A 26,738-nucleotide genomic window follows, 5' to 3' on the forward strand; every position below is an offset into this window, starting at 1 on the left:
ATGTCGCGTCGTTCAGCTGGTTTCCTGGGCTGCGCGTTCGATCAGCCGGGCGGTGATGTCGGGCCGGGAGAGGAGCACGGCGTGCGAGGCACCGGCGACGGTCACCGTGACGCCCTTGGCGCGTGCGGCCATGAACTGGTGCGCGGCGGGCGTGATGCTCTTGTCGCCGGTCGGGATCAGGAAGTACGACCGGATCGACTGCCACGCCGGTGCGCCGGACGGTTCGTCGAACGCGGCGGCGTTGATGGGTCGCTGCGCGACGGCCGCGAGTTGCGCGTCCTGCAGGGGAGCGTCGGCGGCGAACTGCTGCGGGAACGAGTCCTGACGGACTCGGAGGTCCACCGCGCCGTTGCCCAGCGGGATGGGTTCGAGGGTCTCACCCAGGGTGCTGCCGGGGAACCTGGTCTGAATCTGGTTGGGCGTCTCACCGTTGTCCGGGGCGAATCCCGCGACGTAGACGAGAGCCTTGACCCCGGCGTTGCCGCGGGCGGCGTTGGTGATGACCGTGCCGCCGTAGGAGTGGCCCACGAGCACGACGGGGCCGGTGATGGTGCGCAGCGTCGCGTCGACGTAGGCGGCGTCGGAAGCCAGGCCGCGCAACGGGTTCGCCGCGGCGACCACCGGGTAGCCGTCGCGGCGCAACCGGGTGACGACGCCGTTCCAGCTGGACGAGTCGGCGAACGCGCCGTGCACCAGGACGACGGTCGGCTTGGTGCGGCTGTTGCCGTGGTCGGCCGCACCCGACGCGGTCGCGGCGCTCAGCACACCGACGACGGCCGCGAGACCGGCGCCAAGCGCGATCATCTTGCGAACGGAGGTGAACATGGTGGTGTCTCCTGCTTCTTGAGGGTGGGTTGCTGCTGCTCCTTCTCGCCTCACAGGTATAGCGATCGATTTACTCAACACCTGCGCGGGCTGACGTATGCCCGTGAAGTAAAGCAATCGCTATACTTGGTGGTGTGACGATGAAGACAGCCGCTCGCGGAGGCCGCGGAGCGCGGGAGCGGATCTTGAAAGCAGCGCAGGAGCTGTTCTACTCACGCGGCATCCACGCGACCGGTGTGGCGGCATTGATAGAGGCCGCACATGTGTCGCCGCGGACCTTCTACCAGCACTTCGAGAGCAAGAATGCGTTGGTGGAGGCCTACCTGCTGCGGTTCGAGGCAGACGCCCCCCTCGCTGCCGAGACCGAGCTGGACCGCACCGACCTGGCGGCCGCCGAGCGCCTGCTGGCGATCTTCACCCCGCTCGAGGAGGCCACGCGCTCACTCGTCCGCGGATGCCCGTTCCACAACGCCGCCGTCGAAGGAGCGGGCGAGCTCCCGCAGGTGGCCCGAGTGGTCGAACGGCACAAGCGCGCGTTCCGAGACCGGCTCGTCGCCACGGCGGCCGAAGCGGGTGCCGCGGACCCGATGGCATTGGGCAGGCAGCTGGCCGTGATCTTCGAGGGGGCCAACGCCCTGTCGGCCTCGGTCAACGACACCGAGGTCATCACGGACGCCCGTCGAGCAGCGGCCACTCTGATCGACGTCGCCCTCGGGACACCATCGGGCACCACGACAGGTGTTTGATGTGCCCGTGCCGACGTTCCCGGACCTGGCAACCCAGGACAGTGCGCCACTCGTTGGGCGGGTGGGGGAGATGCGGCTGCTCGGCAGCGCGATCGACCGGATCCGCGAGCGGGGTGGAGCGGTGGTCGTGCGCGGCGAGGCCGGGATCGGCAAGTCGGCGTTGCTGCTGGAAACCGGCCGTGCGGCGGCCGGCCACGGCGTGCGGGTGCTGGGGACCACCGGGGTGGAGTCCGAGGCTCGAATCCCGTTCGCCGGGCTGTACCAGCTGTTGCGGCCCGTTCTCGACGACGTCGCCGCGTTGCCGGGGCCGCAGCGCGACGCCGTGCTCGCGGCGTTCGGCAGGTCCGACGTCGTCGCCCCGGACCTGCACCTCATCGCGCTCGCGACGCTGAACCTGATGGGTGACGCGGCAGCGCGCACGCCGATGCTGCTGGTGGTCGAGGACGCTCAGTGGCTCGACCCGGCGAGCGCGGACGTGCTGGCGTTCGTCGCACGGCGGCTGGAGTTCGAGCCGGTCGTGCTGCTCGCGGCGTTGCGGGACGGGTTCGCCTGCCCGTTGGCCGATGCCGGATTGCCGGAGCTGCCACTGCGGCGGCTGGACAGGACGGCGGCCGCAACGCTGCTCGACGCACGTGCACCGGGCTTGCCGCCCGCCGTCCGGGAGCGGGTGCTGGCCGAAGCGGACGGCAACCCGTTGGCGCTCGTTGAATTGCCACTCACCGCGGGGCAGGCGGGCGCGGGGACCGCCTGGTTACCGCTGACCACGCGCCTGGTGCAGGCGTTCGCCGCTCGCGTGTCCGGGCTGCCGACCTCGACTCGGTTGATGTTGCTGGTAGCCGCGTTGAACGACGGTGACCTGTTGACGGAGGTGGTGGACGCCGCTTCGCTCGCGGACGGGGAGCGGATCGGCGTGGACGACCTCGTGCCGGCGATCGATGGTCAGCTGATCGATGTCGACGAAGAACGCGTCTGGTTCCGGCATCCGTTGATGCGCACGGCGATTCGCCAGCGGTCGACCATCGGGCAGCGACACCTCGTGCACCGTTCGCTGGCCGATGTCGTGCGTGGCGACGAAGATCGGAAGGTGTGGCATCGGGCGGCCTCGGCCGCCGGGCCCGACGAGGACGTCGCGGCCGCACTCGACGTCGCGGCCGCGAACGCACACCGTCGCGGTGGCATGGAGGCCGCCGTCACGGCCTTGGACCGTGCCGCGGCACTGAGCATCGACCCCGTCCGTCGGGGCGAGCGGCTGCTGCGCGGGGCCGAGCTCGCGTTCGAGCTGGGACGTCACGACGTCGTCGTCCGGCTCCTCGACCAGGCTGGTGGGATCGAGCTGCCGGTGCGGCAGCGGGCCAGGATCGAGTGGATCCGGGAGCGGTTCGACGACGGCATCCGCAGCATCGGAGCCGGGCCGCGGTCGCTCACCGAGCTGGCTGGGCGGGCCGTGGCCGACGGCGAGGTCGATCTTGCGCTGAAAGTGTTGTGGAGCGCGGCGTTGCGCTGCTTCTGGACCGAACCGGGCCGAGCCGCGCGGCAGGAGGTGGTGGCCGCGGCTGAACGGCTGCCGATCGAGCCTGACGACGGGCGGCTGCTCGCGATCCTCGTCTTCGCGGCACCGATCGAGCGGGGCGCGGTGGTGCTCGATCGTCTGCGCCACCTGACCGTTTCGCGTCGGCGAGCCGCCCGTCTCGCCGACGCGGCGATGCTGGTAGGCGCCTTCGACCTCGCGACCGGATTCTGTGCCACGGCGATCGATGAGCTGCGGGCGCAGGGGAGGCTCGGCGTGCTGGCGCGGTGCCTGGCGGCGCAGGCGTGGAGCGCCGCACACCTCGGCGAACTGAGCGTGGCCATTCCTGCCGCCGAGGAAGCGGGCAGGCTGGCGAGCGAGACCATGCAGCCGATGATGCACGCGACCGCCAGGGTCACCGAGGCGATGCTCGCGGCGCTGCGCGGTGACGAGGAGACCGCCGAGAACCTCGCCGCGGAGGCCGAGCGGATGAGCGCACCCGCCGGGGCACGTCCGGTGCTGGCCACGGTGCAGCACGCGCGGGGACTGGCCGCGCTCGGCAGCGGGCGCTACGCCGAAGCCTACGAACACCTGTGCCGCATGCACGATCCGGCCGATCCGGCCTTTCACGTCGCGCTGCGCTGCTTCGCCATCGGGGATCTCGCGGAGGCGGCGGCGCACGGCGGTCGGCACGAGCAGGTGCGTGACGTCCTCGCGGACGTGGAGCAACTGGCTCGCGTGACGTCGTCGCCCGCCCTGCACGCCGGTCTGCGCCACGCGCGGGCCGTGCTGGCCGATGACACCTCTGCGGAGGCCTTGTACGAGGCCGCGTTGCGCGAGGACATGCCCCGGTGGTCCTTCACCAGGGCACGCACCCAGCTGGCGTACGGCGGATGGCTGCGTCGCAGGCGTCGGCCCGCGGAGTCCCGTGCGCCGCTGCGCGCCGCCCGGAACGCCTTCGACGCGCTCGGTGTCATCCCCTGGAGCGAGTGCGCCCGCCAGGAGCTGCGCGCTTCCGGTGAGACGAGTCGCCACCGCACGTCCGACGCCCGTGACCGGCTCACCCCGCAGGAGCTGCAGATCGCCCAGATGGTCGCGGAAGGCCTCACCAACCGCGAGGTCGGCCAGCGGCTGTACCTGTCGCACCGGACCGTCAGCTCCCACCTGCACCGCATCTTCCCCAAGCTCGGCATCACCTCGAGGTCCGAGCTGAACACGGCGTTGCGGATGACCGTCATGTGACGCAAGCGAAGGCGCCCGGCCAGTACCTACGTTCACGTGGTGGACCCCCGCCCGGCGTTCGTCAACGGAAGCACCCCGACCGTGCTGCTGGTGCACGGCGCGTTCACCGACGCGTCGAGCTGGGCAGGGGTGATCACCGGTCTGCAGGGCAGTGGCGTCGAGGTCGCCGCGGTGGCGAACCCGTTGCGCGGCATAGCGGACGACGCCGCGTACCTCACGAGCGTTGCCGCCGCCATCGACGGTCCGCTGGTGCTGGTCGGGCACGCGTACGGGGGAGCGGTCATCACCGAGTCGGGAGCACGACCAGGCAACGTCGTCGGTCTCGTCTACGTGGCCGCCTACGCGCCGGCCGAGGGCGAACGCCTGCTGGACCTGACGACCACCTTCCTGGGGCCAGTCCTGCGGCCGGTCGGCGCGGAGCTGTACCTGACCACCGCCGGCCACTGCGAACTCTTCGGCTCCGACGACGGGTGGCCGGCCGTCGCGCAACGCCCGATCGCCGCGACCGCGTTCGAGGAACCGGTCACCACCGCGGCGTGGCGGACGCTGCCGTCCTGGTTCGTCGTCGCCAACGGCGACCGGGCGATCCATCCCGACACACAGCGCTTCATGGCCCGGCGAGCGGACGCCGACACGGTCGAGGTCGACGCCTGCCACGCCGTTGCCCGTGCGCGGCCGGACGAGGTCGTGGCGCACATCCGCGGCGCCGTGACCGCACTGAGCAGGAGGCATCGATGACCACGCCCGTTCTCCTCATTCACGGACTGTGGCTGCACGCCACGTCCTGGACCCCCTGGTCAGCCCTGTTCCGCGAGGCCGGCTACGACCCGGCCGCTCCGGGGTGGCCGGGCGAACCCGACACCGTCGAGGAGGCCCGCGCCCACCCGGAGAGCGTTGCCGGGCACGGCATCGACGACGTCGTGGAGCACTACGCGAAGATCATCAGCGCGTTGCCTGCCAAGCCGATCCTGATCGGCCACTCCTTCGGCGGCATGATCGCCCAGAAGCTCCTCGGCCAGGATCTCGCCGCGGCCGCGGTGGCGATCGACGCCGCCCAGATCAAGGGAGTGCTGCCGTTGCCGCTGTCGGCGTTGCGCGCCACGCTGCCGGTCTTCAAGAATCCCGCCAACAAGAACAGGGCCGTCTCGCTGACCGCCGAGCAGTTCCGGTACGCGTTCGGCAACGCGATCAGCGCGGAGGAGTCGCGGGAGCTGTTCGAACGCTGGACGATTCCGGCGCCCGGCAAGCCCCTGTTCGAGGCGGCCGCTGCCAACTTCAACCCGCACTCGCCGGCCGAGGTGAACACCTCGAACGAGATGCGCGGGCCGTTGCTGCTCGTCACCGGCGGTCGCGACCACACCGTGCCCGAATCCGTCACGCGGGCGACCCTCAAGCAGTACCGGCACTCCGACGCGGTGACCGACCTCGTGGAGTTTCCCGATCGGGCGCACTCGTTGACGATCGACCACGGCTGGCGCGACGTGGCCGACGCCACGCTGTCCTGGTTGCGCAAGCACTCCCTCTGAGCCACGCCAGCCGCTGAAAGGGGCACTGTGGACCTCCACCTGTCCGGAAAGATCGCCGTGGTGACCGGTGCGAGCAGAGGCATCGGACTGGCCATCACTCGTGCATTGGCCGAGGAAGGCGTCGAAGTCGTTGCCGGCGCCCGCAAACCGGGCCCCGAGCTCGCCGCGGTCCACCCAGTCGAGGTGGACCTGGCCACGCCGGAAGGTCCGGCGCTGCTCGTCGACGCGGCGGTGTCGGCCTTCGGTGGCCTGGATCTGCTGGTCAACAACGTCGGCGCGGCCACTCCACGCATCGGCGGATTCCTGTCGGTCACCGACGAAGACTGGATCTCGGCACTGACCATCAACCTCCTGTCCGCCGTCCGCACCACCCGCGCCGCGCTGCCGCATCTGCTCGAGCGCGGAGCCGGTGGCATCATCACCATCGCCTCGGTGAACTCGTCGCTCCCCGACCCGCTGGTCATCGACTACAGCGCGGCGAAGGCAGCCGTCGCCAGCTTCTCCAAGGCACTGTCCAAAGAGGTCGGTCCGCGCGGCATCCGGGTCAACACCATCAGTCCAGGCCCGGTGAGCACCGACCTGTGGCTGGGCGACAACGGCGTCGCGGCCACCGTCGCCCAGGCCGGCGGCGGAGACGCGCGGGCGGTGGCCGAACACGCCGCGCGCGACGCGGTGACCGGCAGGTTCACCAGACCGGACGAGGTCGCGGACCTGGTGCTGCTGCTCGCCAGCGACCGCACCGCGAACGTCACCGGGGCCGACATCGTCATCGACGGCGGCCTGATCACCACCCTGTGACAGCGCCCGAACGCCTCCCGGCCGCCGAGGCGGAAGGACTCAGTGGTGCGGCAGGTCGCCGAGCATCCGGGCGAGGTCCATTTCCGCGTCTCTGGTTTGGAAACCGCGCTCCACGGCAGCTCGGATTCGGCTCTGCGCCTCCGAGTCGCGGACACCGTCTCCGAAGATGTCGGAGTCGCGGCGGAAGTCCTCGACCGGTGCGAGCGCTATCGCGTTGACCCGGTTCTTGACCGCGACGTGGCCTGAGCCGGGAAAGCCGGCGATGCGGTGGGCGAGTGCGCGGACGAAGTCGCCGATCTCGCCGGCGGGCATCGCCCGGTTGATCCAGCCGTACCGTTCCGCCAGTTCCGCGTCGTAGTCCTGCGCGCTCAACATGACCTCGAGCGCCCTGTTGCGTCCCATGAGGCGCACGAGGTGCTGGGTGGCGCCTCCTCCGGGGAGCAGGCCGAACGCGGGCTCGAACTGACCGAAGATCGCCGACTCGCGCGCGGCGAACTGCATGTCGCAGGCCAGCGCGAACTCGTTGCCCGCACCGCGTACCCGCCCCTCGATCTGCGCGATGGTGACCAGGCGGCTCGCGCTCAGGTGACGGAACAGCAGCGCGATCGAGGGCTCGCCGACCAACTTCGCGGCCTCCGCCCGGTACTCCGCGATCCGGGTCACGTCGACGTGGGAGATGAAGTAGTCGGGGTCCTCGCTGGTGAACACGAGCACCTTGGTGGTGTCGTCGGCCTCGGTTCGCTGCAGGAGGGCGACCAGATCACGGACCAGTTCGGGGCCCAGGAGGTTCATGGGACGGTTTCTGATGCCCGCGAACAGGACGGCATCTTCCGCGCGGACGGTGAGCGTGTCGTAATCCATGGGGACCTCGTTGTTCGCACGAGTGCTGTCGTCACCGGGACATGTGGGCGGGGAGCCCGAACTGGAGATGGGGCGTCACGTTGTGCATGGCCCACGCGACATGTTCCTCCTTCTCGCCGACCGGAGCGACGTAACCGCCATCGGCTCGGCGACGGCTGGCAGGGCAGCACCGTGCGGGCGATCCTGGAGAACCCGCGATACACGGGCTACGCGTTCTTCGGACGGTGGACGAAGCACGAGACGTTGTTCGACCCCGGCAACGTCGCGGCCATGAAACGACTTGTCCCTCGGCTTCGCAGGAAGCCGAGGGACAAGTGAATGTCGGAGAGTGACTTGCTGTTGTCCCTACGCCTCGAACTGCCTGAGGTCAGCTGACGGACTGTGGTCACTTCCTGTGATGCGTGGGCCTGCGGGACCGGGTTACGGATAGGCGAGCATGCCTCTGACGTGCATTGATGACTCTTCTACCCCGAAGGACAGCAGCCTGCCGCACGTCCCAGGCTTCCGTGACCTGGATTCACTGGACTGCCTCCGTGTCACCGCACTAGGGACGGTTCTGGCTCGTGAGCCGCCTGCCGCGGATGTAGTTGTCGTCCGCGCGCAGACCTGGGTACTCCTTGAACCCGTTCCAGTAGATCGTCCTGTTGTCCGAGCACTTCTGGATCTGGAAGTGCAGGTGCGGGCCGGTGGAGTTGCCGGTGTTGCCGGAATAGCCGATCAGTGCGCCGCGACCGACCTGTCCGCCGACCGGCGGGTGCACCCTGCGCGACAGGTGTGCGTACCGGCTGCACACGTCGCCGTAGTGCTTGATGACGATCGTGTGGCCCCATCCCTGGCTCAACGTCGACGAGTGCACGGTGCCGGGCATCGTCGTCAGAACCGGGGTTCCGCTGGCCATCGCGAAGTCGACGCCGTGCCAGGTGTAGGGACCGGAGTTGTGGGAGCTGCCGCCGAAGCCCTGGGTCACCAAGTGAGTGGTACCCGGCTGGTACGGAAGGCTGAACGGACTGGCGGGAGCGGCCTCCGCGGGCGCGCTCAACAAACTGAGTGACATCGCCGCGGCGGCGATCATAGTCAGGGTTCTCATGGACCGCAACGTTGTCGCGCGCGACTTGCAGATTCCTTTCACCGGTGGTGCAAGGAATCTGCAAGGTCCCTCTGTGAGCGCAGACATCGTGGGGCCGATGGCCGAGACCCGACAGGTCCTGAGAACAACGAGCAACCAAGGTCGAAGCCGCCGCGGTTCGGTCTGCCCGCTGCGACGCGCAGGCACTCGCGTTGACCTTCGGCGCTCTGTCGAAGCGGATTGGAGGCTCCGGCGGCCCGTACGTCTACGCGCGAGATGCGAAGTGAGGCACTCTGATTTGTCCCCGCCTCCGCCACGTCGTCAGTTCTGGTGGCCCCCTCGCACCGGTGGAAGGATTGATGACCATGACCGACGCTAGACCGCTGGGCGCCGACGAGGCCACGTTCATCGCAGCGGCCCGCTCAGGCGATACGGCGCGGTTCGCGCTCCTCACGGAGCGCCACCGGCGTGAGCTGCAGGTGCACTGCTACCGGATGCTCGCGAACTACGAGGACGCCCAGGACATGACGCAGGAGACGTTCCTGCGAGCGTGGAACAAGCGGGAGTCGTTCAAGGGCCACGCAGCGCTGCGGACCTGGCTGTACCGGATCGCGACCAACGCCTGCCTCGACTTCCTGGACAAGCGCAATGACAGCACACCCGTACCGTCGGGTTCCGAGGTGTTGTACCTGCAGCCGTACCCCGACCGGATGCTCCCCGAGGACCCGCAGGAATCGGTGGTGGCGCGGGAGACGATCGAGCTGGCGTTCATCGTCGCCGTCCAGCACCTGCCGCCGCGGCAGCGGGCGGTGTTCATCCTGCGCGACGTCCTCGGTTGGCCGGCGTCGAAGGCCGCCGACGCCCTCGAGCTGACCGTCGCATCGGTGACCAGCGCACTGCAGCGGGCGCGCGTGACGATGCGCGAGCAGCTGCCCGGCCGCCGCCTCGACTGGCGGAGCCCCGCCACCCACGAGCTGTCAAGCGACGAGCGCGGCGTGGTGAAGTCGTACATCGACGCCCATGAGCGCAACGACCTCGACGGGCTGATGTCCCTGCTGCGCGACGACCTGCGTTTCGCGATGCTGCCCGAGTCGGGCACCGTGATCATGACGGCGAAGGAAGCGGTGGACGGCTGGGTCTCCGGTGGGCTCTTCCAGCGCGGCCACGACGACTGGCGCGGTATCGCCACGACGGTCAACCGCATGCCTGCCGCCGTGCTGTACCTCCGCACCCCCGCCGACCCGGAGTACCGGCTGTTCGCGATCGCCGTCCTGCACATCGTCGACGGGAAGATCGCCGAGCTCACCGGATTCGACGCCTCCGACAAACCATGGCTGGACCTGCCCCCGACACTGTGATCACACGTCCCCATCGTCGATGAGTCCAGCGCACGGGGTGCTCATCGCCTCGTCTCGTATCGGGTCAGCACCACGCCGCCGGGAAACGTCCGGGTCTCCACCAGGGTCAGGTTCACCCAGCTGTCCAGCGCCGTGAAGAACGGCGTACCGCCGCCCACCAAGACCGGTACGGTGACCAGCACGTACTCGTCGATCAGCCCGGCCCGCATGGCCGCCCCGGCGAGCGTCGCGCCGCCGATGTCCATCGGGCCGGCGTCCTCGGCCTTGAGCCGGGTGATCTCGGTGACCGCGTCGCCGGTGACCAGGCGGGTGTTCCAGTCGACCGTGCTGGTCGTCGAGGAGAACACCACCTTCGGCATGGCCCGCCAGCGGCGGGCGAACTCGATCGCCGCCGGTGTGACGCCGGGCTGCTGGTCGGCGGTCGGCCAGTGGGAGCTCATCGTCTCCCACAGCTTGCGCCCGTACAGCGCCAGGCCCGTCGCCGCCACCCGGTCGGACCACCACTGGAACAGCTCGTCGCTCGGCGACGAGTCCGGTCCCTCACCCCCGCTCCAGCCGAGGTCGTCGCCGGGCGCGGCGATGTAGCCGTCCAGGGTCACATTCATGCCGAAGATCAGTTTCCGCGTCATGCCAGCCTCCCGTGAGTCGATCTCACACGTACAGACGGGCGCGGCGCGAAAACCTGATCTGTGCGCGATCTGCGTCCGCAGCACCTCGGGGACGTCCGAAAACGGACGAAGACGAGTCGTCAGGCGGATAGTGCCAGGCAGGCCGGTGCAGTTCACTGAGCCTGTGGATCTTGAGTTGAGCGCGGGCGGACCTGGTGTGGTGATCGCCGAGGTCCGCGGCGTGCTCGACGAGCGCTCGGCCCGGAGGTTCGAGGAGACCGTGCTGGCCGGGCTGGACCAGGATCCGGTGCTGATGGTGGTGGATCTGCGCGAAGTGCCCGAGGTCGACGTGTCCGGGGTCGCCGCCATCGTGCGGGTCACCCGACAGGCGGGCGCTCGCGACGTCGATGTGTTCGTCACCGGCGGCAGCGCCCTGCTGGGGTTCACCGGTGTCTGCGGCTTCTTCTGAGTGTCTCGGACGGCGTTTCCCCGAACCGCTGGCGATACGCACCTGCGAACCGTCCCAGGTGGACGAACCCCCAAGAGGTGGCGGCGTCGGTGACGGTCAGGCCCGGCGCCGCCGCTGTGAGGTCGCGGTGCACCCGGCCCAGCCGCACGTCGCGCAGGTACGTCGTCGGCGACACCCCGGTGTGCCGCTGGAACCCGGCCTGCAGTGCCCGCGCCGAGACCGCGACCGCCGCGGCCAGGGCGGTGGTCGTCCACGGCTCGTGTGGCCGTTCCTCCAGCAGCTCCACGGCCTGGCGCACCGGTCCCTGCGGGATGCGGCGCGGCGTTTCCAGTTCCTCGTGATGATCGTGCCGCAGGGTGAGCAACAGGCCATCCAGCACGAGTTGCTCCAGCGTGCTGGCCGCGAGGGGGTGGCGGCGCAGCAGTTCCGGCCCCTCGACCTCCCGCAGGAACGGGGCGAGCACGTCCAGCACGCCCGGCTGCGGTGCCGTGGCGAACCCGATCCGGCTCACCTGGCGCCCGAGCATGGCCGAGAGCCGTTGTTCCAGTGCCACCCGCTCCACCATCAGGCACAGCTGCGCGCAGTCGGCGCTCCATCTGATCGACGCGGGCTCACCCGGCAGGTACGCGACTGTCTCGGCGGCACCGGCGTCCACCGACACGCGCCCGAACGACGACCGCGCGTTTCCCTCCACCGGCATGTCGAAGTGGTAGGCGACTGCGTCGGCCGTGCACATGTCGACCTCCTGGCCGTACACGAGGTAGGCGGCCGTGAGCGAGCCGAGCCGGACCGCGTTCAACCGCATGTCGAGCGGCGTGTCGGGGCCCGTGGGCTCGATCCGGTGCGGCAGGAACACTCGGGTGACCGAGTCCTCGGCCTCGTCGATCCGGGTCGCGCGGGTCACCCGATGGTTGAGCAGTCTTTCCACGACTCACAGGATGCCCAAGTGAGGCGCTTGCGGCCGTAGCCCAGAAGCTTGAAGTGCGTTGTTCATGCAGACGAGGGATCATGATCACGGAGGGTGCGTGGATGGCCGGACTGGGTGCCGCGGAGGCCGCCGACAGGTACGGCAGGTTCCTCGAGGACCGCGGTTTCGTCGTGCTGCGCAAGGACGGCGGCCTCGAGTTCACCGCCGAGTCGGCTGACGGCGCGCACCTGGTCGTGGTCGTGCCCTGCTGCCTCACCGGCGTCGAGGTGGGCGAGCTCCAGAAGCCCGGCACGACGGTCGTCTTCTCCGGGCCGGTGGACCGGGAACTCGTGCACCGTCTCACCATGTTGGACGTTCCGGTCGTCTGGTGGAACGGCTCGATCTGGAACGGGTCGGGCTCGGCCTACTCGGCGGGCATGACGTCGATGTGACGCGAGTCGGCGCTCGAGCAGCGCGAAGTTGCTCAGATCGAGCCGGCGAGCGGGCCTGTTCGGACGCGGTAGACGCGCGACGGCGTGCGTGTCTCGCGGCGCGATCGGCGAACCAGCGACCACAGCCACAGCAGACCGACGGCTGAGATCAGCGCCAGCCCCAGCCAGTTGGCCACCGTGTAAGCGGTGACCTGGGCCGGTGTCGGCTCGGGAACGGCGCCGCGCAGCAGGACTTCGTACTGCCACGGCTCGCCGGTCAGCGCCAAGGTGACGAGTACTGCGATCATCGACATCGAGTCCCACAGAGCGTGCAGCAGGGACACCCCGAGGAAGGCGAACAACAGCCGCCAGGTCAGCGCGAAGTGGTGCCTGGTGCTCCACGCGAAGAGCGTGCCGCCGAGTATCGCGGTCCACAGGCCGTGCCCGACCGGTGCCAGCAGTCCGCGCAGCAGCTCGGTCGTCACCAGGTTCGACAGGGACAGCCCGGAGGAGGTGAACAACGACGTGAGCGCGTATCCGGCGGACTCGAAGGCGGAGAAACCGAATCCGACCGACGCGCCGAGGATCATCCCGTCGCGCATGGACTTCACCGCGAGATGCCTGGTCAGCAGCGCCAGGGCGCCGAGTTTCACGGCTTCCTCGATCAGGCCCACACCGACGTACATCCACACCGACGGGTTCAGCAGATACGCCTCCAGCACGGACGCGCCCAGCACTCCGAGCACACCGCCGACCACGAACGTGCGGAACACCAGCTCCGCGGTGATCTCGCCGGAGTCCCGGCGCTCGAACGCCCACGCCACGAACGTCACCGGTACGAGGAAGCTGCCCAGCAGCACCAGCGTGGGGAGCAGGATCGGGTTGCCGGTCAGGTACGTGACTCCCACCGTGAGCAGCCACAGCACCAGACCTGCCAAGAACATTCGCCGCCACGTCATGTCGTCGCTCCGAACGAGAGGTGTTCGTGGACGAGCCGGACCACCATCGCGCCCTCGCCGACGGCGGAGCCGACCCGTTTGATCGAACCGCTGCGCACGTCGCCGATCGCGAACACGCCCGGCCGGTTCGTCTCCAGCGGGAACGGTCTTCTGCCCTTGTGCCACCAGGCGTCGTCGGTGGTGACGTGCTCGCCGGTCCGCACGAAGCCGTCCTCGTCGAGTGCGATCAGCGAGGAGAGCCAGGCCGTGCACGGGGTCGCGCCGATGAACACGAAAAGAGCCCTCACCGGCTGGACGCGCCGGTCGTGGCTCTGGTTGTCCCGCACGACCACGCCGTCGAGCTTGTCGGCACCGAGCAGCTCCACGACCTCGTGGCGCAGCAGCACCTCGATCCGGGGATGGCTCATCACGCGGTCGACCAGGTAACGCGACATGTCCTTGTGCAGATCGGCTCCGCGCACCACCAGGTGGACGCGGGGCACCCGGTCCGCGAGGAACACGGCCGCCTGTCCGGCCGAGTTGCCCCCGCCCACGATCGCGACCGGGTTCGCCCGGCACTCCCGTGCCTCGTGGATCGTGGCGGCGTAGTAGACGTCGGTCGACTCGAACTCGGCGAGCCTGGGCAGGTCGAGCCTGCGGTACCGCGCGCCGGTCGCGATCACCAGCGATCGCGTCCTGACCTGTGACGAGTCGTCGAAGCCCACCACGTAGTGGCCGTCGTGCGCGGAGAACGAGACCGCCTCCGCGGACACGTTCACCGGCACGCCGAACTTCCCGGCCTGCAGGACGGCGCGTTCGGTGAGGTCCGGGCCGGAGATGCCGGCCGGGAAACCCAGGTAGTTCTCGATCCGCGAAGTCGTGCCGGCCTGGCCGCCGGCGGCGACCGAGTCGACGGCCACCACGCCGAGCCCGTCCGCGGCCCCGTACACGACGGCCGCGAGGCCACCGGGGCCGGCGCCGACCACGAGCAGGTCTGCGAGGTCGCTCGGAGGGGACGACGCGTGCAGACCCAGCGCCTGGGCCAGTTCCCGGTTGCCCGGGTTGCGCAGCGCGCCGCCGCCGGGCACCACGACCACGGGGGTCTCGTGGACGGTCACGCCGAACCTGCGCAGCAGTTCCTCGGCATCGCCGTCGTTGTCGGTGTCGACCAATCGGTGCGGGATCCGGTTGCGCGCGGCGAACTCCAGCAGCCGCTTGGTGTCCGGCGAGAAGCACGAGCCGATGATCTGCAGGCCGCTGCCCCTGCCGATCAACACCGCCCGGCGCATCAGGTACGCGCGCAGGACCAGGCCTCCCAGCACCTGGTCGTTGCGCACCAGCTCGTTCAGCTCGGCCGCGGTCAACTGGACGACCTCGCCGGGCTGTGCGACCACTGCCGTCACGAACGACGGTTGTCCTTCCAGCAGACCGAGTTCGCCGAGGAACCGGCCTGGTCCATGGGTCCGCACCACCTCGCCGTGCTCCAGCACCTGCACGACGCCGCTGACGATCACGAAGAAGTCGTGATCGCGGTCGCCCTCGGCGTACAGCACTTCTCCTTCTCGTGTCGGACGCCGGGTGCCGTGCAGCGCGATCTGGTCGATCTGGTCGCCGTCGAGGCGGGGGAAAGCACCGTGCTCGTCCGGTGTCTCCCGCGGCCCTGACGAAAGCTGCTCAGACGAAAGCCTGGTCGACATAGCACCACCGCCAGTTCTCGCCGGCTTCGAAGGAACGCACGATCGGATGGCCGATGCCGAAAGCGTGCCTGCGCGCGTGCTTCATCGGCGAGGAGTCGCAACAGCCGACGTGCCCACAGGTGAGGCACAGTCGCAGATGGACCCAAGGGGTGCCCGAGATGAGGCACTCCCGGCAGCCCTGCGGGGTCTGCGGCACGACGTCGCGCACGAGTGCGAGGTGTTCATCCACGGCCGCGGTCATCGGTCCTCCCGCGTCACGTCGTCGAGCACCAGCGACAGGCCGATGCCCAGCAACCACACGTCCTTGGCCAGCGAGATGCCCTGTTCGGTCGGTCGCAGGCTGCCCTTCTGCCGCATCCCGGGTGTCTTCACGTAGAGCCCGAGCAACCCGCCGGCGAACCCGGTGAGCGCGGTACCGGCGACGACCGCCGGTACCAGCGGCACCAGCAGCGCCACGCCGGTCAGGATCTCCCCGGCCGCGAGCAGCCTCGTGAACCGCTGGGCGTCCAGCTTGCCCAGCACCGGATACGTGGTCGCGGCGAAGCCCAGCAACGACTCGGCCGTCTGCTGGTCGGCGTGCAGCTTGCCGAGTCCGGAGTTGAGCACGTACGCGCCGGTGGTGACACGCGCGGGCAGTTGTCGCAGCAGGGATCGGCTGATCATGTCCTCACCTCCGGGACGAGAGCGTCGTCCAGCCAGGCGCGCAGTTGGGGTGCGGGCACCGCGCCGGGCTGCCGCGCGATCACCTCACCGTCGCGCAGGATCATCAGCGTGGGTATCGAACGCACGTCGAACCGTTCAGACAGACGGGATGCGCGGTCCACGTCCACCCGCACGAGCTTGATGTCGCCCGCCCGCTCGTGCGCGAGCTGGTCCAGCACCGGGCTGACCATCCTGCACGGCCCGCACCACGTCGCCCACATGTCCACCAGCACGGGAACATCCGCCTGCTCGGCCACCTCGGCGAAATCGTCGTCGAGCGCGTCGACGATCCACGGCAGTGGCCGGCCGCAGTTGCCGCACTTCGGCTTTCCTCGTGCGGCCACGGGTACGCGGTTGGTCTTGCCGCAGTTCGGGCACGCGATGTTCGTCGTCCTCATGCGGCGGCCCCGCTCTCCCCGGACGTGATGACGGACAGCTCGCCCTCCGCCACGTCCACGCGGATCGTCGCGTCCTCCGGCACCTCACCCGCGATCAGCGCCCGTGCCACGCGCGTCTCGACTTCGTGCGCGATGTAGCGGCGCAGCGGCCGCGCACCGTAGACGGGGTCGAAGCCGCGCTTGGCGATGAACTCGCAGGCCAGGGGAGTGAGCTCGATGTTGATCCGGTGTTCGGCGAGCCGGGCGCGCAGCTCGGCGAACTGCAGGTCCACGATGCGTTCGATCTGCTCCAGCCGCAGCGGCGTGAACAGCACGACGTCGTCGACGCGGTTGAGGAACTCAGGCCGGAAGTGGTCGCGCAGTGACGCCAGCACGGCCCCGCGCGCATCCGGTTTGATCTCTCCGTCCGGGGTGACGCCGTCCAGCAGGTACTCCGAGCCGATGTTGGACGTCATGATGATGACGGTGTTGCGGAAGTCGACCGTGCGGCCCTGCGCGTCGGTGATCCGGCCGTCGTCGAGCACTTGGAGGAACGTGTTGAACACGTCCGGGTGCGCCTTCTCCATCTCGTCGAGCAGCACGACGGAGTAGGGCTTGCGCCGCACCGCTTCCGTGAGTTGACCGCCCTCGTCGTAGCCGACGTATCCCGGAGGCGCGCCGACGAGCCGCGAGACCGTGTGCTTCTCCTGGTACTCGCTCATGTCGAGGCGCACCATGTTGTCCTCGCTGTCGAACAGCGCCGCCGCCAGTGTCTTCGCCAGCTCGGTCTTGCCGACCCCGGTGGGGCCCAGGAAGATGAACGACCCGATCGGCTTGCGCGGGTCCTTCACGCCCGCTCGCGCCCGGATGATCGCGTCGGCGACCAGCCGCACGGCGTCGTCCTGGCCGATCACCCGCTCGTGCAGGATCTGGTCCAGTTTCAGCAACTTCTCCCGCTCGCCCTCCTGGAGCCTCGACACCGGGATGCCGGTCCACGCCGCGACGATCTCGGCGATCTCGTCCTCGGTGACCACTTCCTTGAGCAGCCGGTGCGCACCCTGTTTGCCGGCAAGCCGTTCCTCCTCGGCCGCGAGCTGGCTGCCCAGCTCGGCGAGCGTGCCGTAGCGCAGTTCCGCGGCTCGGTTGAGGTCGTAGGCACGTTCCGCCTCCTCGGCTTCGCGGCGCACGCGTTCCAGCTCGCCGCGCAGGTCCTGCACGCGCCGGATGGCCTGCCGCTCCGCCTCCCACTGCGCGGTCATGGCGTCGAGCTCGGCACGCAGGTCGGCGAGCTCCTTGCGCAGTGCGGCCAGTCGTTGTTCGCTGGCCTGATCGGTCTCCTTGGCCAGTGCGGCTTCCTCGATCTCCAGCCGGGTCACCCGCCGCGACGTCTCGTCCAGTTCGGCGGGCATCGAGTCGATCTCGGTGCGCAGCCGCGCGCACGCCTCGTCCACCAGGTCGATCGCCTTGTCCGGCAGGAACCTGTCGGTGATGTAGCGCCGGGACAGCACGACGGCGGACACGAGCGCGGCGTCCTGGATCTTGACGCCGTGGAAGACCTCGAGGCGTTCCCGCAGCCCGCGCAGGATCGAGATCGCGTCCTCCGGCGACGGCTCTGCCACGATGACGGTCTGGAACCGTCGTTCCAGCGCGGCGTCGGACTCGATGTGCTTGCGGTACTCGTCGAGCGTGGTGGCGCCGATCATGTGCAGCTCACCGCGTGCGAGCATGGGTTTGAGCATGTTGCCCGCGTCCATGGATCCTTCGGCGGCGCCCGCGCCCACGACGGTGTGCAGCTCGTCCACGAACAGCAGGATCCGGCCGTCGGCGGCCTTCACCTCGGCGAGCACGGCCTTGAGCCGCTCCTCGAACTCGCCGCGGTACTTGGCGCCTGCCACCAGAGAGCCCATGTCGAGGGAGAAGACCGTCTTGTCCCTGAGGCCTTCCGGCACGTCGCCGCGCACGATCCGCTGGGCGAGCCCTTCGACGATCGCGGTCTTGCCGACGCCGGGCTCGCCGATCAGCACCGGGTTGTTCTTCGTCTTGCGGGAGAGGATCTGGATCACCCGGCGGATCTCCGCGTCCCGGCCGATCACCGGGTCGAGGTCGCCGGTCCGGGCGTCGTTCACGAGGTCGCGGCCGTACTTCTCCAGGGCCTCGTAGGTTCCCTCCGGCGTGGCACTCCGCACGCGCTGGTTGCCGCGGATGCTGGTCAGACTCTCCAGGAACCGCTCCCGCGTGATGCCGTGCCGCGCCAGGACCTGGCCGGCTTTGGTGCTGGTGCCCTCCTCGGCCAACGCGAGCAGCAGGTGCTCGACGCTGACGTACTCGTCCTTGAGCCGCTTGGCTTCTCGTTCCGCGGCATCGAGGACGCCGAGCAGGCGGCGGGTGATGCTGATCTGTCCGGGTTGGACACCCGGTCCGGTCACCTTGGGGCGGCGGGAGAGTGCGGTCCGCACGTCTTCTGTCAGCGTCTGCACGTTCACGTCCGTCTGAGCGAGCAGGCGCGACACGAGGCCGTCGGGCTGCTCGACCAGCGCCAGCAGGAGGTGTTCGCCGTCGGTCTCGGTGTGCCCGAGCCGCTGGGCGACCTCCTGAGCGGACTGCAGCGCCTCCTGCGACTTCTGCGTCAGCCGGTTCACGTCCATAGCCGGTTCACCTCCACAGCCAGATCACATTCATGACGGTTCACTCCCGCGCACTTGTGCTTCGAGGACTCGGATCCGGTCGAGCAGGTCCAGCACGAGCCCGACCGCGTTGTAGTTGAGCGAGAGCCCGCCACGCAGCCGCTGGATCCGCGCGATGCGGGCCACGGTGCCCGGCGGGAACCACAGCCGCCCGCTGTCGTCCACCGCGCACTCGATCAGCCCGAGGGCGGCGAACCGGCGCACCATGTCCGGGTGGAGTCCGGTGTGGACGGACACGCGGTCGACGCTGAGCCTGGCCGGTTTCGTGAGGACGTACATCACGAGCCTCTCGGGTTGAAGTCGGAGACCGCGGCGAGCTCCTCGAAGAGCTCCCGTTCCCGCTTGCCGAGAGATTTCGGCACCATGATCTTCATGACCGCGTAGAGGTCACCCGGTTTGCCACGCGGGTTCGGCATGCCTTCACCGCGAAGCCGCAGCCGTCGTCCGCTCGACGAGCCGGCCACCACGCGGACCTTCGCCTCACCGCCCGGCGTCATGATCGGTACGGTTGCGCCGAGGGCCGCCTCCCACGGAGCGACCGGCAGGTCCACGACGACGTCGCGGCCTTCCAGCCGGTACCGGCGGTGCGGCGCGATCCGGACCACCAGGAACAGGTCACCGGACGCGCCGCCGGCGGATCCGTGCCCACCCTGCCCCGACAAGCGGATGCGCTGGCCGTCCACCACACCGGCCGGAATCGTCACGTCCAGCTCGCGGTTGCCGATGGTCAGTCTGCGGTGGCCGCCCCGGTAGGCCTCCTCGACCGAGAGCGTCAGCTCGGCCTCCTGGTCGGCGCCCGGAATCGGACCGCCGCGGCCGCCGCGGCGGAAGACCCCGCCGAACAGGTCCTCGAAGTCGAAGTCCTCGAACCCGCCGTGGCCCGGCCCGCTCGTGTACACCGTGCGTCCCCGAGGAGCGCGTTCGTCGTAGTCCTCCGGGACGCGGCGGAAGTCCGCGCCGAACTGGTCGTACCGCTTGCGTTGCGCCGGGTCCGACAGCACCTCGTAGGCCTCGCTGACCTCCTTGAACCGGTCCTCGGCACCGGGGTCGCGGTTGACGTCCGGGTGGTACTGCCGCGCGAGCTTGCGGTACGCCCGCCCGATCTCGTCGTCGCTCGCTCCACGTGGCACGCCGAGCACGTCGTAGAAATCCGTGGCCACGTCGGCTCACTCCCGCCGGCGCGACACCGCGACGGCGGCGGGACGCAGATCGCCGTAGCCCGGCCGCAGCACGCGCACGACCGTGTTCGGTGGCGCGTCCGGGTCGTCCTGCACCGTCACGACCTCGTGCACGGCCGGGTCGAACGGCACGCCGGTGGCGTCCTGGCGCGGGTAGCCGAGCCGGGCGAGCACCTCGACGGCCTGGTCGAGGGTCGCCCGCACGCCTTCGGCGAACGCGTCGTCGGAGGCGTGCCCGAGCGCGAGCTCCAGGTTGTCGAGCACCGGCAGCCAGGCCGACGCCACCCGCGCGCGTTCGGCGGTGCGTTGGCGTTCCAGCTCGCGGCTGTGGCGTTTGCGCACGTTGTCGAGCTCCGCCATGGCGCGCAGCCAGCGGTCCTCCAGCTCGGCGATGTCCGGGGCCTGCTCCTGAGCAGGAGCGGCCCCGGTCTCGGCCGCGGAGTTCGCGGCGTTCCCCTGGGCGGTCATCGTGATCAAACCCGATCGAAGTCGGCATCGATGACGTCGTCGTCCGAAGCTGTGGCCGAGCTCCCGCCGGAAGACGGCGGTGGCGCGGACGACCGTGCCACCATCAGGCCGTTCAGCACCTGGGTGAGCTCGTCGGTCAGCTCCCGCACACGCTCCATCGGCGCCTCGTTCTGCAACGCCTCGCGCGTCTCGGAGACCAGCATCTCGGCGCGGGCCTTCTCGTGCGCCGGCGCGTTGTCGCCGAGGTCGGACAGGGTCTTCTCGACCTGGTAGGCGATCGAGTCGAGGGTGTTGCGGGCGTCCACGGCCTCGCGCAGCCGCTTGTCCTCCGCCTGGTTCGCCTCGGCGTCGGTCACCATCCGCTCGATCTCGGACGTGTCCAGGTTCGAGCTCTCGCTGATGGTGATGCCCTGCTCCGCGCCCGTGTCCTTGTCACGGGCGGTCACGTTGAGGATGCCGTTGGCGTCGATGTCGAAAATGACCTCGACCTGCGGTTCACCGCGCGGCGCGGGCCTGATCCCGGTCAGCTGGAACCGGCCCAGCACCCGGTTGTCGGCCGCGCGTTCCCGTTCGCCCTGCAGCACCACGACGTCCACCGCGGGCTGGTTGTCCTCGGCGGTGGAGAACACCTCCGAGCGGCGGGCCGGGATCGTCGTGTTCCGCTCGATGATCCTGGTCATCACGCCGCCGCGGGTCTCCACGCCCAGGGACAGCGGGGTCACGTCGAGCAGCAGCACGTCCTTGACCTCGCCCTTGAGCACACCGGCCTGGACGGCGGCACCGAGTGCCACGACCTCGTCCGGGTTCACGCTCATGTTCGGGTCCTTGCCGCCGGTCAGCCGGCGGACGAGCTTCTGCACGGCCGGGATCCTGGTCGAACCGCCGACGAGGATGACCTCGTCGATGTCGTTCGCGGACACCTTGCCGTCGGCCATGGCCTGCTCGACCGGGCCGAGGCAGCGCTCCACCAGGTCGGCCGTGATCTGCTCGAACGTCGACCGCGTCACGGTCTCGGTCAGGTGCTTGGGGCCGCCGGCGTCGGCGGTGACGAACGGCAGGCTCACCTGGGTCTGGGCGACCGAGCTGAGCTCGACCTTGGCCTTCTCCGCCGCCTCGTACAGGCGCTGCAGCGCCTGAGCGTCGTTCCGCAGGTCGATTCCCGTGTCGTTCTTGAACTTGTCCGCCAGGTGGTCGACGAGCCTGCGGTCGAAGTCGTCGCCGCCCAGGTGGGTGTCACCGGAGGTGGAGCGCACCTCGACCACGCCGTCGCCGACGTCCAGCAGGGACACGTCGAACGTGCCGCCGCCCAGGTCGAACACGAGCACCGTCTCGTGGCCCTTCCTGTCCAACCCGTACGCCAGCGCGGCCGCCGTCGGCTCGTTGACGATCCGCAGGACCTCAAGCCCCGCGATCTTGCCGGCGTCCTTGGTCGCCTGACGCTGCGAGTCGTTGAAGTACGCGGGCACGGTGATCACCGCCTCGCGCACCTTCTCGCCGAGGTAGTTGCTCGCGTCGTCGACCAGCTTGCGCAGCACCTGTGCGCTGATCTCCTCCGGCGCGTGGAGCTTGTCGCGCACCTTGAAGCGCACCGAGTCGTTCGGTCCGGGGACGACGTCGAACGTGACCGTCTTCGCCTCCTCGTCGACCTCCTCGAAGCGGCGGCCGATGAAGCGCTTGGCCGAGTAGATCGTGCCTTGGGGGTTCAGCACGGCCTGGCGCTTCGCCAGCTGGCCCACCAGCCGTTCGCCGCTCTCGGTGAATGCCACGACGGACGGGGTGGTCCTGGAGCCCTCGGCGCTCGCGATCACCGTGGGCTGGCCGCCCTCCACGACCGCGATGGCGGAGTTCGTCGTGCCCAGGTCGATTCCCACTGCCGTGGCCATTACGACGCACCGCCCGCGGGGCTCATGCCGGAGAGCAGGCGCTGCGCCTCGTCCGCGATCTCCTCGTCCACGACGAGGTCGTACCGGCTCGGCACCATCATGGTCACGGAGCTGAAGTCGCGTCGGCCACGCTGCAACGCGTAGAAGACCCCGCCCATGAGAGCGCCGATGGCGGCGCCGAACACCAGGCCGTACAAGGCGAGCGTGAACGCGGCGACGAGCGGGTTGATGAGGTCGAACAGCCCGAAGATCCAGCCGAACAGCAGGCCGGGGATGGCGCCGGAGGTGGCACCGTTCAGCAGCGCGCGGCCCCAGTTCATCCGGCCGACGACCTGCTCGACCATGCGGACGTCGACGCCGATGATCGCGGTGCGGCCGACCGGGAACTTGTTGTCCGACAGGTGGTCGACGGCGCGTTCGGCGTCGCGGTAGTTGGTGAACGACGCGATCGTGCGTCGCTGCGACCCGGTCTGCGCGATGTCACCGCTGGTGTCAACGCGTGTATGCGTACCCGTGTGATGGGTGGTCATGGCTACCCTCTCAGGCGTTGACGGTCGTCTGCTCGGCAACCTCGATCTTGCGAGGCTTGCTCGACTCGGCGATCGGAATGGTCAGCACGAGCACGCCGCGGTCGAACTCGGCGCTCAGGTCACCGGCGGCGAGCATGTCGCCGAGGAAGAACTGACGGCTGAACTCTCCGTGCGGCCGTTCGTCGATCAGCACCTCGTCGTTCTCGTGCCGCAGCGGGTCGCGCCTGGCCTTGACCATGACCACGTTGCGTTCCACGGTCACGTCGACGTCCTTGCTGTCCACGCCCGGCAGGTCGAGTGCGACGATGCACCGGTCACCGCGGCGGAACGCCTCCATCGGCAGTGCGCGTGGCGTGCGGACTGCCTGCTCGGAGAGTCGGTCGAGTTCGCGGAACGGGTCGAAACGCATCAATGTCATCTGGGCTCTTCCTCGTCTGGATCTTGTGTTCCGTGGGACGTGCATCGCCTCCACCCTGACGAAGACGCGCGTGTGCCGCGTCGCCCTGGAAGGGCGAATCCCACCCTCTGACCTAGACCCGGCAGCACTACGGCAACGGCACTAGGCTGCTTGACAGAGGCAGTGACGACGCGGGGGAGGTATGGCTGTCGGAGCCGGAGACCTGGACGGCTGGGCTCGCGCCCAACTGTCCACTCTGTACGGCCTCTTCGTGCTGTCGATGAAGATGTTCAGCGGCAGGGACCCGGCGAGAATCCTTGCCCTGGCGGCGACTTCGGTGCCGTCACTGGGGCCGTGCACGGTCGCGGCGACCTATCTCATGACCGACGGCAGCCTCGTGCGGCAACCCGCGGGGCTCCCCGCTGACCCAGAACTCGATCCGCTCGTGTCCAAGCTCGACGATCGTGGTTCCGGCGCGATGCTTCCCGACGGCACGTGGCGCTGGGCGTTCCTGCTGAGAGGGGCGAGCGGTCTTGCCGGCTGCCTGGTCGTGGTGGCGGAGTCGGAACCGACGGTCGACGAGATGTTCCTGCTCAAGGTGCTCGGCCAGCAGACCAGCGCCGCGCTGGCGAACGCCACCCAGCACCGCAAGGGTGACGCGTACGCCGACGGACTGCGCCGGACCAACGACGAACGGTCCGAGGTGAACGCGCAGCTGACCACGACGGTGAACAAGCTGCGGCAACAACAACGAGTGCACGAGGTGCTGACTCGTGTGAGCGCCAGCGGCGCCGGCGAACAGGGAATCGCGCACGCGCTCAGTGAACTCACCACGCTGCCCGTGGCCATCGAGGACCAGTTCGGCAACCTGCTCGCGTGGGCCGGGCCGGGGCGTCCGGACCCCTATCCGAAGCTGCCCGCGCGGCGCAGAGAGGACCTGCTGCGCCGTGCCGCCCGCCGGACGTCCCCGCTGCGAGAGCGGGACCGGCTGATATCGCTCGTCAAGCCGCACCACGAGGTGCTGGGCGTGGTCGCCTTGATCGATCCGGCGAAGAGCGCGGGGGAGCACGAGATCTTCACGCTGGAGTACGGCACGATCGTGCTCGCGTTGGAGCTCGCCCACCAGCGCAGCCTCGCCGAGATGGAACTGCGGCTGCACCGCGAACTCGTGGACGACCTGGTGACCGGCACGGACAACGACAGTGCGTACGCACGCGCCAGCGCACTGGGCCACGACCTGCGCGGTGCGCACCACGTGGTGGTGGTGCAGTGGGGCGACACCCCAACTGATGGCGCTCTGTCGCACGCGTTGGCCCATGCGATTACCGCGCTCGGGTGGAAGGCGATGTGCTCACGGCGCTCCGGCGTCGGAGTTGTGATCGTGCGCGGCCATCCGGACGGTGAGGCGCTGTTCCGGTCAGTGGCGCAGGAGCTGGGCACCGACACAGGCGTGGTCGCCATCGGTGGCAGCTGCGACACGCCGGACGGACTGCCGCAATCGTTCAAGGAGGCGGTGCGCACGTTGCGCATCCGGCAGACGTCGCGCAATCCCCGCGGTGCGGCGTCGTTCGAGCAGCTCGGCCTCTACCGGATGCTCGACACGGGGAAAAATCGCGCCGAAGTCACGTCGTTCGTGCAGGAGTGGCTGGGCGGCCTGATCGACTACGACAACACGCGGGACGCGGACATGGTCCGCACGCTCTCCCATTTCCTGGATTGCGGCGGCAACTACGACCGGACCGCGAGCGCGTTGCTCATCCATCGCAGCACGTTGCGCTATCGGCTGGGCAGGATGAGGGAGATCACCGGTTTCGACCTGGGCGACGTGGAGGTTCGGCTGAACCTCCACGTCGCGACTCGCGCGTGGCAGGTGCTCGAAGGGCAACCAGTGGAGGGCCGCTCATGAGTGCGGCGTTCGACGGCGTGGAGCTCGAGATGCACTCACACCTGTGCGTGTTCCACCGCGGTCGCGCCGAACGGGACGACCTGCTCATCCCGTTCCTGTCGGACGGACTTCGCCGCGGCGAAGCGTGCCAGTACTTCGCCGTCGCCGAAGAGGAGGGCGACGCGAAACGGAGACTGGGAGATCTGGGCTCGCAGCTGAGGGAAGGCCGGTATCAGCGCGGCGACGTGCTGGACGGCGACGCGATCTTGGCCGAGCTGGACGAGTGGTCGCAGACGGAGGGGACGACCTGCCGGGTCGCGGGCGACATGGGCTGGGTGGGGAGGTCACCGCGGCGCCGGGAACAGCTCGACGCGCTCTTCCGGTACGAGGTGAACGCGGGCCTGTGGGTGAACAGGCGCCAGGTGTACGCGCTGTGCTTCTACGACCTCGACGTGTTCGACGGCGACGTGATCGTCCCGATGGTGAAGACACATCCGCAGATCTGGATGACCGGCGTGCTCGTCGACAACCCGTACCACCAGCAGCCCTGATTATCCGGGATCCCGCGGGGTACTCGACGGCGCATGCAGGAAACCGTTGTGCTCGGTCTGCTCGCCGATCCCGGGCTGGCCACCGACATCGTGGAGGACCTCGTCGAAGACCTGCCACGGCGGCTGCGCCGCGACGTGGACGGTGACGTGGAGTGGCGGGTGGTGTCCGTGTGCGACCAGTTCGCCGCCGACGAGCACGGGACCGTGCGGCACGTGGTCGAGGCCGTCCGTGATCAGGTCGTGGAGGAGCGCTGCGATCTGTGGGTGTGCCTGACCGATCTGCCGCGCAGGGCGGGCACAGACCCGGTGGTGGCCGACGCGAGCGCCGCGGACGGGCTGGCTGTGGCTTCCCTTCCGGCACTCGGAAGCTGGGGCCTGCACCGGAAGACCGGCGACGTGGTCACCGCCGTCGTCGGTCAGCTCAGGGACCGTGAAGTCTCGTTGAGGGGGCTCGCTCAGCGCGTGGACTCACCCACCGACGACATCGGCGTGCGGTTCGTGGCCCCGGGGCTGCGGGGCCGGCTGCGGCTGGTCGCGGGCATGGTCAGGGCGAACCGGCCGTGGAGGCTCGCGATGGGGCTGTCCAGCGTGCTCGTCGCTGCGCTCGGCACGGGCGCTTACACGTTGATCAGCGCGACCATGTGGACGCTCGGCGCCCACGCGAGCGCGGCCAGGCTGGCGGCGGCGATGCTGCTGTCGATCACGGCGATGGTGGTGTGGCTGATCGTCACCCACAAGCTGTGGGAACGCCCGTCCGACGTGGTCGGGAGGGAACGGGCGCGGCTGTACAACCTCACCACCGTGCTCACACTGGTGCTGGGGATCTCCACGTTGTACCTGGTGTTGTTCGTGGTGGTGCTCGCGTCGGCCGCACTCGTGCTCGAGCCGTCCGTGCTGGCACAGGAGATCGGCCATCCGCTGACCGTCGGCGACTACCTCGGTCTGGCGTGGCTCGCCGCGTCCGTTGCGACCGTGGCCGGTGCGCTGGGCGCGCGGCTGGAGAGCGACGAGGCAGTGCGCAACGCCGCATACGGTTACCGCCAGCAGGAGCGCCGGGAGAAGCTCCAGAAGTGACCTCGCAGTGGTGCCGGGGCGCGGTCCAAC

At 69.4% G+C, this 26,738-nt stretch carries 29 protein-coding genes; 12 read left to right on the forward strand and 17 right to left on the reverse strand.

Going from position 1 to position 26,738, the window contains the following annotated elements:
* Positions 1-12: 12 nt before the first annotated feature.
* Positions 13-825, reverse strand: a complete 813-nt coding sequence (locus FKR81_RS04070; RefSeq protein WP_186762748.1) for an alpha/beta fold hydrolase — start codon at positions 823-825, stop codon at positions 13-15.
* A gap of 140 nt (positions 826-965) precedes the next feature.
* Between FKR81_RS04070 and FKR81_RS04075 the strand changes: the two genes are divergently transcribed.
* The 5 genes from FKR81_RS04075 to FKR81_RS04095 are packed head-to-tail and all read left to right on the forward strand — an operon-like array spanning position 966 to position 6,644.
* Positions 966-1,571: a TetR/AcrR family transcriptional regulator gene (locus FKR81_RS04075; RefSeq protein ID WP_146349589.1), complete on the forward strand. Its 606-nt coding sequence runs from the start codon at positions 966-968 to the stop codon at positions 1,569-1,571.
* Position 1,572: 1 nt separating this feature from the next.
* Complete coding sequence (locus FKR81_RS04080; protein WP_235921279.1) at positions 1,573-4,320, forward strand: helix-turn-helix transcriptional regulator; 2,748 nt, start codon at positions 1,573-1,575, stop codon at positions 4,318-4,320.
* Between the two features lie 39 nt (positions 4,321-4,359).
* Positions 4,360-5,058, forward strand: coding sequence for an alpha/beta fold hydrolase (locus FKR81_RS04085; RefSeq protein ID WP_146349534.1), 699 nt, complete (start codon positions 4,360-4,362; stop codon positions 5,056-5,058).
* Positions 5,055-5,846: an alpha/beta hydrolase gene (locus tag FKR81_RS04090; protein WP_146349535.1), complete on the forward strand. Its 792-nt coding sequence runs from the start codon at positions 5,055-5,057 to the stop codon at positions 5,844-5,846. The genes FKR81_RS04085 and FKR81_RS04090 overlap by 4 nt, the downstream gene beginning before the upstream one ends.
* Positions 5,847-5,873: 27 nt before the next feature.
* Positions 5,874-6,644: an oxidoreductase gene (locus FKR81_RS04095; RefSeq protein WP_146349536.1), complete on the forward strand. Its 771-nt coding sequence runs from the start codon at positions 5,874-5,876 to the stop codon at positions 6,642-6,644.
* A 39-nt stretch (positions 6,645-6,683) separates the two neighbouring features.
* On the opposite strand, the gene FKR81_RS04100 is transcribed toward FKR81_RS04095, so the two are convergent.
* On the reverse strand, positions 6,684-7,505 hold the full coding sequence (locus tag FKR81_RS04100) for an enoyl-CoA hydratase/isomerase family protein (RefSeq protein ID WP_146349537.1): 822 nt from the start codon (positions 7,503-7,505) through the stop codon (positions 6,684-6,686).
* Here FKR81_RS04100 and FKR81_RS44880 point away from each other — a divergent pair.
* Complete coding sequence (locus FKR81_RS44880; RefSeq protein WP_235921288.1) at positions 7,500-7,823, forward strand: recombinase family protein; 324 nt, start codon at positions 7,500-7,502, stop codon at positions 7,821-7,823. The two genes, FKR81_RS04100 and FKR81_RS44880, sit on opposite strands and share 6 nt — an antisense overlap.
* A gap of 226 nt (positions 7,824-8,049) precedes the next feature.
* Here the strand turns inward: FKR81_RS44880 and FKR81_RS04110 are convergent, their stop codons facing one another.
* Positions 8,050-8,592, reverse strand: coding sequence for a M23 family metallopeptidase (locus FKR81_RS04110; RefSeq protein WP_186762750.1), 543 nt, complete (start codon positions 8,590-8,592; stop codon positions 8,050-8,052).
* Between the two features lie 344 nt (positions 8,593-8,936).
* Between FKR81_RS04110 and FKR81_RS04115 the strand changes: the two genes are divergently transcribed.
* A complete protein-coding gene (locus FKR81_RS04115; protein ID WP_146349539.1) occupies positions 8,937-9,929 on the forward strand; it encodes an RNA polymerase subunit sigma-70 in 993 nt (330 codons plus the stop codon).
* Positions 9,930-9,970: 41 nt separating this feature from the next.
* Here FKR81_RS04115 and FKR81_RS04120 read toward each other — a convergent pair whose 3' ends face one another.
* Positions 9,971-10,558: a dihydrofolate reductase family protein gene (locus FKR81_RS04120; RefSeq protein ID WP_146349540.1), complete on the reverse strand. Its 588-nt coding sequence runs from the start codon at positions 10,556-10,558 to the stop codon at positions 9,971-9,973.
* Between the two features lie 163 nt (positions 10,559-10,721).
* Here FKR81_RS04120 and FKR81_RS43300 point away from each other — a divergent pair, with 163 nt between their 5' ends.
* Complete coding sequence (locus FKR81_RS43300; protein ID WP_186762751.1) at positions 10,722-11,006, forward strand: STAS domain-containing protein; 285 nt, start codon at positions 10,722-10,724, stop codon at positions 11,004-11,006.
* On the opposite strand, the gene FKR81_RS04130 is transcribed toward FKR81_RS43300, so the two are convergent.
* Positions 10,981-11,934 carry an AraC family transcriptional regulator gene (locus FKR81_RS04130; RefSeq protein ID WP_146349542.1) on the reverse strand — a complete coding sequence of 318 codons (954 nt, stop codon included), beginning with the start codon at positions 11,932-11,934 and terminating at the stop codon, positions 10,981-10,983. The two genes, FKR81_RS43300 and FKR81_RS04130, sit on opposite strands and share 26 nt — an antisense overlap.
* Positions 11,935-12,014: 80 nt before the next feature.
* On the opposite strand from FKR81_RS04130, the gene FKR81_RS04135 reads away from it, so the two are divergent.
* Complete coding sequence (locus FKR81_RS04135) at positions 12,015-12,365, forward strand: hypothetical protein (protein ID WP_146349543.1); 351 nt, start codon at positions 12,015-12,017, stop codon at positions 12,363-12,365.
* Between the two features lie 32 nt (positions 12,366-12,397).
* Here FKR81_RS04135 and FKR81_RS04140 read toward each other — a convergent pair whose 3' ends face one another.
* From FKR81_RS04140 to FKR81_RS04195, 12 genes are read right to left on the reverse strand one after another with little or no spacing between them, the layout of a single operon-like run.
* Complete coding sequence (locus FKR81_RS04140; RefSeq protein ID WP_235921281.1) at positions 12,398-13,288, reverse strand: PrsW family intramembrane metalloprotease; 891 nt, start codon at positions 13,286-13,288, stop codon at positions 12,398-12,400.
* An 11-nt stretch (positions 13,289-13,299) separates the two neighbouring features.
* Positions 13,300-14,979, reverse strand: a complete 1,680-nt coding sequence (locus tag FKR81_RS04145) for an FAD-dependent oxidoreductase (protein WP_146349545.1) — start codon at positions 14,977-14,979, stop codon at positions 13,300-13,302.
* Complete coding sequence (locus FKR81_RS04150; protein WP_146349546.1) at positions 14,957-15,220, reverse strand: UBP-type zinc finger domain-containing protein; 264 nt, start codon at positions 15,218-15,220, stop codon at positions 14,957-14,959. The genes FKR81_RS04145 and FKR81_RS04150 overlap by 23 nt, the downstream gene beginning before the upstream one ends.
* Positions 15,217-15,642 (reverse strand): hypothetical protein, encoded by a 426-nt coding sequence (locus FKR81_RS04155; RefSeq protein ID WP_146349547.1) that lies wholly within the window; start codon positions 15,640-15,642, stop codon positions 15,217-15,219. The genes FKR81_RS04150 and FKR81_RS04155 overlap by 4 nt, the downstream gene beginning before the upstream one ends.
* A complete protein-coding gene (gene trxA, locus FKR81_RS04160) occupies positions 15,639-16,079 on the reverse strand; it encodes a thioredoxin (protein ID WP_146349548.1) in 441 nt (146 codons plus the stop codon). The genes FKR81_RS04155 and trxA overlap by 4 nt, the downstream gene beginning before the upstream one ends.
* Complete coding sequence (clpB, locus tag FKR81_RS04165) at positions 16,076-18,703, reverse strand: ATP-dependent chaperone ClpB (protein ID WP_146349549.1); 2,628 nt, start codon at positions 18,701-18,703, stop codon at positions 16,076-16,078. Before clpB ends, trxA begins: the two co-directional genes overlap by 4 nt.
* Positions 18,704-18,733: 30 nt before the next feature.
* Positions 18,734-19,021 (reverse strand): chaperone modulator CbpM, encoded by a 288-nt coding sequence (locus tag FKR81_RS04170; protein WP_146349550.1) that lies wholly within the window; start codon positions 19,019-19,021, stop codon positions 18,734-18,736.
* A complete protein-coding gene (locus FKR81_RS04175; RefSeq protein ID WP_146349551.1) occupies positions 19,021-19,902 on the reverse strand; it encodes a DnaJ C-terminal domain-containing protein in 882 nt (293 codons plus the stop codon). The genes FKR81_RS04170 and FKR81_RS04175 overlap by 1 nt, the downstream gene beginning before the upstream one ends.
* Before the next feature lie 6 nt (positions 19,903-19,908).
* Complete coding sequence (locus FKR81_RS04180; RefSeq protein WP_146349552.1) at positions 19,909-20,388, reverse strand: nucleotide exchange factor GrpE; 480 nt, start codon at positions 20,386-20,388, stop codon at positions 19,909-19,911.
* 5 nt (positions 20,389-20,393) lie between these two features.
* Positions 20,394-22,271 (reverse strand): molecular chaperone DnaK, encoded by a 1,878-nt coding sequence (gene dnaK / locus FKR81_RS04185; protein ID WP_146349553.1) that lies wholly within the window; start codon positions 22,269-22,271, stop codon positions 20,394-20,396.
* Positions 22,271-22,801, reverse strand: coding sequence for a general stress protein (locus FKR81_RS04190; protein WP_222598167.1), 531 nt, complete (start codon positions 22,799-22,801; stop codon positions 22,271-22,273). Before FKR81_RS04190 ends, dnaK begins: the two co-directional genes overlap by 1 nt.
* A 10-nt stretch (positions 22,802-22,811) precedes the next feature.
* Entirely contained in the window at positions 22,812-23,219 is a 408-nt protein-coding gene (locus FKR81_RS04195) for an Hsp20/alpha crystallin family protein (protein ID WP_146349554.1), read from the reverse strand.
* Positions 23,220-23,400: 181 nt separating this feature from the next.
* Here FKR81_RS04195 and FKR81_RS04200 point away from each other — a divergent pair, with 181 nt between their 5' ends.
* The 3 genes from FKR81_RS04200 to FKR81_RS04210 are packed head-to-tail and all read left to right on the forward strand — an operon-like array spanning position 23,401 to position 26,708.
* Positions 23,401-25,104: a PucR family transcriptional regulator gene (locus FKR81_RS04200; protein WP_146349555.1), complete on the forward strand. Its 1,704-nt coding sequence runs from the start codon at positions 23,401-23,403 to the stop codon at positions 25,102-25,104.
* On the forward strand, positions 25,101-25,634 hold the full coding sequence (locus FKR81_RS04205) for an MEDS domain-containing protein (RefSeq protein WP_146349556.1): 534 nt from the start codon (positions 25,101-25,103) through the stop codon (positions 25,632-25,634). Before FKR81_RS04200 ends, FKR81_RS04205 begins: the two co-directional genes overlap by 4 nt.
* A 33-nt stretch (positions 25,635-25,667) precedes the next feature.
* Positions 25,668-26,708 carry a hypothetical protein gene (locus FKR81_RS04210; protein ID WP_146349557.1) on the forward strand — a complete coding sequence of 347 codons (1,041 nt, stop codon included), beginning with the start codon at positions 25,668-25,670 and terminating at the stop codon, positions 26,706-26,708.
* The last annotated feature ends 30 nt before the right edge of the window (positions 26,709-26,738 follow it).

This window comes from Lentzea tibetensis (assembly GCF_007845675.1).
In the GTDB taxonomy this organism is placed as follows: domain Bacteria; phylum Actinomycetota; class Actinomycetes; order Mycobacteriales; family Pseudonocardiaceae; genus Lentzea; species Lentzea tibetensis.